This is a genomic window from Burkholderia sp. Ac-20384, assembly GCF_017104605.1.
Taxonomy (GTDB): domain Bacteria; phylum Pseudomonadota; class Gammaproteobacteria; order Burkholderiales; family Burkholderiaceae; genus Burkholderia; species Burkholderia lata.
The window spans coordinates 1-2,522 of record NZ_JAAGPE010000577.1 but is presented as its reverse complement, the minus strand read 5'-3'; the positions used below and the strand labels follow the sequence as shown (position 1 = coordinate 2,522).

General features: G+C 57.3%; 3 protein-coding genes and 1 pseudogene. 3 read left to right on the top strand and 1 reads right to left on the bottom strand.

Annotated elements, in window-relative coordinates:
* Window positions 1–554 precede the first annotated feature (554 nt).
* The 3 genes and pseudogenes from G3O00_RS41885 to G3O00_RS41875 all read left to right on the top strand — a co-directional run.
* On the top strand, window positions 555–1,493 hold the full coding sequence (locus G3O00_RS41885) for a class I SAM-dependent methyltransferase (protein ID WP_346779033.1): 939 nt from the start codon (window positions 555–557) through the stop codon (window positions 1,491–1,493).
* A gap of 252 nt (window positions 1,494–1,745) precedes the next feature.
* Window positions 1,746–2,027 (top strand): hypothetical protein, encoded by a 282-nt coding sequence (locus G3O00_RS41880; protein ID WP_206146511.1) that lies wholly within the window; start codon window positions 1,746–1,748, stop codon window positions 2,025–2,027.
* Window positions 2,028–2,164: 137 nt separating this feature from the next.
* Window positions 2,165–2,342: pseudogene (locus G3O00_RS41875) on the top strand (IS256 family transposase); the annotation flags it as partial.
* Here the strand turns inward: G3O00_RS41875 and G3O00_RS41870 are convergent.
* Window positions 2,339–2,522 (bottom strand): hypothetical protein (locus G3O00_RS41870; protein ID WP_206146513.1); only part of this gene is annotated, 184 nt, incomplete at its 5' end. The pseudogene G3O00_RS41875 and the gene G3O00_RS41870 overlap by 4 nt on opposite strands.

Genomic DNA, 2,522 nt, shown 5'->3' with positions numbered 1-2,522 from the left:
TCGTCGTGCAGTGAAATCGGACGCTTTAAATGGCAGCGTCGCCGGATCAGCGTAACCGGCGCTTCTCTCGGACTGACGCCAGGCGTCGGGCACCCGCAGACCTGGCCGACGCGCCCCGCTCTATCGAAGAGATCGGGGACGGGGGGCAGTTCGGGCTTTCCAATGGCTCACCAAAGGGCGGTGATCGGCGTGCGCGGCTGGATCGGCTCCCGCCACCGGAATCGCGGGTCCGGATCCGTTTATCGAAAGGTCGGGGAAGGAAATGGGCCGTCACGATGCGAATGTCGGTAAACGCATGCGATTTTGTCGGTGCCTAAACCGGATATATCCGGTGGTATCGGCGGATAATTGAAGGCGTATTAGAACCGGTGTGACATCGCTAACATGCGTTGCTTCTCTGGACAGGTTCCGCTTCCGGAACGTGGGCAATCGATTTGTCTCGTTTTATCCAAATCATCAGGCGCCTGGTGTTTCGGGCGTTTGTGGTTCGATTTGTTCCGAGCAATGTCCGGAAGGGCGCACTCAGAATTTACCCTCGAAAAGGAAATGATTCCGTGGTCGATAAAAACGAATCCTCCCGATTGATCTCTCACGATCCTTATACGGAACACTCGATTCAGTCGGCAATCGAAGGCATCAAGGCGCGGATGAGTGATAAGGCCGATGTACCCGTGGCCGCTCGCGACGAGCAGCTCGGCCTGGTTGATCAACTGGCGGCATTCGAGCTGGGCAGGTTTTTGTTGGTGAATCACGGGCTCGACGCTGCGTGGACGCATCGTCTTGTCACGTACGAGCCGGGTTCCGCCGCGAGCGGAACGTTGTCCGAACTCGAATATGTGGTCTTCGAGGAGCTGCCGGCTGTGCTGGCCACGCGCGAACGTTTTAACATCTTCCGTCGCGAACTACAGGCGCGGCTCACTCCGGACAGCGTGCTCGCGTCGGTCCCCTGCGGCTGGATGGGTGATTTGTTGACGCTCGATTATCGTGCTTGTGCCGAGGTCAAACTAATTGGTGTCGATCTCGATCCAGCCGCACTAGAGGGAGCGCAAAAGCTGGCTGCGCGGTGCGGCGTGTCGCAGCCAATCGCGTTGTACCGCGCCAACGCGTGGGGCCTGAAGCTGAGCGAACCGGTGGATTTGCTGACCAGCAATGGCCTGAATATCTACGAACCAGATAGCGAACGCGTCACGTTGCTGTACCGGAACTTCTTCGCGTCACTGAAGCCTGGAGGGTATCTGGTCACGAGCTTTTTGACGCCGCCGCCGTCGCTCTCGAGCGATTCATCGTGGAACATGGCCACCATAGATCACACGTTGCTAGCCCTGCAACAGGTGCTGTTTACGCAGGTCATCGAAGCGAAATGGAGTACGTTTCGCACGCACGCGCAAACATCGGCGCAACTCGAGTCCGCGGGCTTTGAAAATATCATTTTTTTTGACGACCGCTTCGGCATGTTTCCCACGGTAGTCGCGCAGAAGCCGCAGTCGGCCTGAGCAAGGGCGCATGCCTGAGCTGCATCGTTGCGCGGATATTCGCATTGTCGCTTGTCTAGATGTATTTCCATTACACAAAAATGATCAACGTCGGCTAGCATCGACTCGGCAATGAAATTTCGTTCATGCTCCGACGAGTTGAAGCGCTATCTTTGCCGCGAGCCATCTTCGTGCGTCGTGGATTCTGTGGAACTCAGGAGTTTCTGTTGTCGAAGTTTGCCGGCGGGGTTTGCTCGCGTAGGCGACGTGGTTGTGAGCAGTCGCATATCGGGGCTTCGGCGCGAGCGCGAGCGAGGGAGAAAGGAAGATCGCCTCGTTCAAGACCTGCAAATCGAGAGCATTCGCGCGATGATTGCCCTTATCAGGACGCTCCACGGTATCGAGGGCCAGCGCATCGTACTGTGGGGCGCGTCGCTCGGTACCGGACATCTACTTCCGGCTGCGGCGGATGATCCTGCGGTCAAGGTGGTGATCGGTCAACAGGTTTTTGCCGAGGGCGAACATGTCGTGACCCGTAGCATCACCGAAGAATAAAAGTTACATTCCTGATGACTATCGAGCGTATGCACGCCAAGACGTGGAGTGCGGAAATGGAGATGTTCGTGTCGATCATGAAACGGGGTTGGCAGTTATTTCGTGTTCAAGGCATATGATGCTCCGAAGGGGAATGCATGCCTCGCAAACCGAAAGCCCGGCCGATAGACCTTCCGGCCATACCCGGCGAGTTGCTTGAGCAATTCGGTAACGGCCCAATAACAGCCGACGCGATCAATGCCGCGACGCCGGCGCCTCAATAAGGCGCTAATCGAGCGCGCGATGGGCGCCGAGATGAATCTGCATCTAGGCTATTCTGCGGGCCAGCCTAAGCCGCCCGGACAGGTCAACGAGCGCAACGGCGCCTGTGACCTGCTCCCCGCGTTTAGTACGGTGACGGTGTAGAGTCCGTTCCAGAGAGGAACGGCAATGAAAAAGCGATTCACCGAAGAGCAAATCATCAGCATCTTGAAGGAAGCCGAGGCTGGCCTGAAG